Genomic DNA, 2,795 nt, shown 5'->3' with positions numbered 1-2,795 from the left:
CGAATTTGATTATGTAAAGATAAAAAGGTTTCCTTCAATATACTATTGTCGCTTTCTAAAAAAGAAATAATATGATTAGTAATATTTTTAGGTGTGCAATCTTGCTGTAATAGCTCTGGCACAATCGCTTTACCCGCTAAAATATTAGGTAAAGAAACATAAGGTGTTTTAATTAATTTTTTAGCGAGCCAAAATGTGAAAGGCTTCATCTTATAGCCAACTACCATCGGACATTTAGCTAACATACATTCTAGTGCTACTGTGCCTGATGCTAAAATTGCAGCATTACTGGCAATCATTGCTTCACGGGCATGACCATCTAATAATTGTACATCAAGTGTTGGTGCTATTTCGGCTTTAATTTGTTCAAACTCTTGTCGTCTTTTCGCATTGACTAGTGGCACAACAATATGTAGAGCAGGATAGCGCTTACGCAAGAGTATTGCCGCTTTTAAAAAAGGTGCTGATAATAATGCAACTTCAGCATGACGACTACCAGGTAATAAAGCTATACAACGACTATTAAGCGGAATACCTAATTGTTGGCGCATAGCGTGTTGATTTGGGTTAAGTGCAATGTCATCCGCCATTTTGTGACCGATAAAACGGCAAGGTACATCAAATTTATCATAAAACGCTTTTTCAAATGGCAAAAAAGCTAAAATAAGATTGGTATTGCGTTTAATTTTGAAAACACGTTTTTGTTTCCAAGCCCAAACCGAAGGGCTAACGTAATGAATGGTTTTTATACCTGCTTGCTTTAATTTACCTTCTAAAGAAAGGTTAAAATCAGGCGCGTCAATACCAATAAATATATCAGGTTTAAGCTGAATTAAGCGTTGAGTGATATCTCGACGGATTGATAAAATACGACGTAAACGCCCCAATACTTCAACAATTCCCATAACTGACAATTCATCCATTTCATACCAAGCTTGGCAACCTTCGGCTTGCATTTGAGGGCCAGCAATACCAACAAATTCAATATTGGGGTGATGTTTTCTCAGCGCACGAATCAATCCTGCGCCAAGAATATCACCAGAGGTTTCTCCAGCAACTAGAGCAATAGTTAACGGTTTATTGACCATTAACGGATGATGCCTCGCGTTGAACGGGTAAAGAAGTCAATAAAAAGTTGGGCTTCAGGCTGTTGTTTTGCAACAGCTTCAATTTGAACTTTGGCTTCTTCTAACGTTAGGCCATTTCGATAAAGGGTTTTATAGCAGTTGCGAATCGCTTGTAAAGCTTCTTTGCTAAACCCTCTACGTTTTAGCCCTTCGTAATTTACGCCATGAGGTGTTGCATGATTACCTTGAGCAATAACATAAGGTGGAACGTCTTGCGCAACGCCTGAACAACCACCAACCATCACATGCGATCCAATAACACAAAATTGGTGTACTGCGGTCATACCGCCAATAATCACATGATCACCTAATTGAACATGCCCACCTAAAGTAGCGTTATTTGCTAAAATACAGTGATCACCAATATAACAATCGTGTGCAACGTGAGCATTAATCATCAATAAATTATCACTACCAACACGAGTTAACTCGCCACCTTGAACCGTACCACGGTGAATAGTGACGCTTTCGCGAATCATATTGCGATCGCCAATTTCGGTACGCGTTGGCTCTCCACGATATTTTAAATCTTGGTTTACTTCACCAATTGAGACAAATTGATAAATTTGGTTATCTTTACCAATTTTGGTGTGACCATTGATGACAACGTGCGATTTTAAAAAGGTTCCGTCACCAATTTCAACATTTTCACCAATAAAACAAAAAGGACCAATTTTGACGTTATCGCCGATTTTAGCACCTTTTTCAATGACTGAACTTGGGTGTATTTCTGTTGCCATAGTATTTCCTTAAAACAATTTGGAATATGTAAAATACCAAATGTTATTTACGAGCACACATCATTTCGGCTTCGCAAACTAACTTACCATCAACAGTTGCAACACCATGGAATAGCGCAATACCACGACGCTCTTTAATATACTCAACATCAAGTACAAGCTGATCACCAGGTACAACAGGACGTTTAAAACGTGCTTTGTCAATTGAAGCGAAATAATAAAGTTGCCCAGGGGACAGCTCTTCAATGCTTTTAAATGCCAAAATACCCGTTGCTTGTGCCATGGCTTCTAAAATTAATACGCCAGGGAAAATCGGTTTGTTTGGGAAGTGTCCTTGAAAGAATGGCTCATTCACCGTCACATTTTTTATCGCTTTTAATGTTTTACCTTTTTCATAACTAATCACGCGATCAACCATTAAAAATGGGTAACGATGGGGTAATAAACTGATGATCTCTTCAATATCAAGGGCATTAAGTTCGGTAGTCAAAATAGCTATCCTTATACATTATTTACTCTAAATTCTATACATTATAACTGAGGATACCGCTTTCACTCAAGGATGATTTAAATTGCGAAATATTGTCTGCCCTAATTTGTTATCAACATATTAATACAGATTTATAAAATAAATGATCCACAAGCACTATATTATCCTATACCAAATCATATATAATAATTAAAATAATCAACTAAAAAGTTTATAACTTGGAGAAGTATAATGAAATCATTGATTAAAATGACCTTAGTAAGTGGCGCCATTGTTTTAGCATTATCGGGATGTGATGATAAAAAAACATCTGAATCGAATACTGAAACAACGGAAAGCAAAGTCACTCTTTCAACTGATGCACAAAAAGAAGCTTATGCTTTAGGTTCATCATTCGCAACCTATATGAAATCAAATTTGGAACAAAATGAAATTAAG

3 protein-coding genes and 1 pseudogene are annotated in these 2,795 nt (G+C 36.8%); 1 reads left to right on the top strand and 3 read right to left on the bottom strand.

Going from position 1 to position 2,795, the window contains the following annotated elements; genetic code table 11:
* The 3 genes from lpxB to fabZ all read right to left on the bottom strand — a co-directional run.
* Nucleotides 1-1,088, bottom strand: a 1,088-nt coding sequence (gene lpxB / locus A9G30_RS07585) for a lipid-A-disaccharide synthase (RefSeq protein ID WP_081295753.1), incomplete at its 3' end; no start/stop codon positions are given.
* A complete protein-coding gene (lpxA, locus tag A9G30_RS07580; protein WP_065581521.1) occupies nucleotides 1,088-1,867 on the bottom strand; it encodes an acyl-ACP--UDP-N-acetylglucosamine O-acyltransferase in 780 nt (259 codons plus the stop codon). The genes lpxA and lpxB, both read right to left, overlap by 1 nt.
* A gap of 43 nt (nucleotides 1,868-1,910) precedes the next feature.
* Complete coding sequence (fabZ, locus tag A9G30_RS07575) at nucleotides 1,911-2,357, bottom strand: 3-hydroxyacyl-ACP dehydratase FabZ (RefSeq protein WP_065568254.1); 447 nt, start codon at nucleotides 2,355-2,357, stop codon at nucleotides 1,911-1,913.
* A 231-nt stretch (nucleotides 2,358-2,588) separates the two neighbouring features.
* Between fabZ and A9G30_RS07570 the strand changes: the two are divergent.
* Nucleotides 2,589-2,795, top strand: a pseudogene (locus tag A9G30_RS07570) (FKBP-type peptidyl-prolyl cis-trans isomerase); the annotation flags it as partial.

The organism is Gilliamella sp. Fer4-1 (assembly GCF_001690515.1).
Taxonomy (GTDB): Bacteria; Pseudomonadota; Gammaproteobacteria; order Enterobacterales; family Orbaceae; genus Gilliamella; species Gilliamella apicola_C.
The sequence above is the reverse complement of the archived record's forward strand: the minus strand, read 5'-3'. Positions and strand labels throughout refer to the sequence as shown.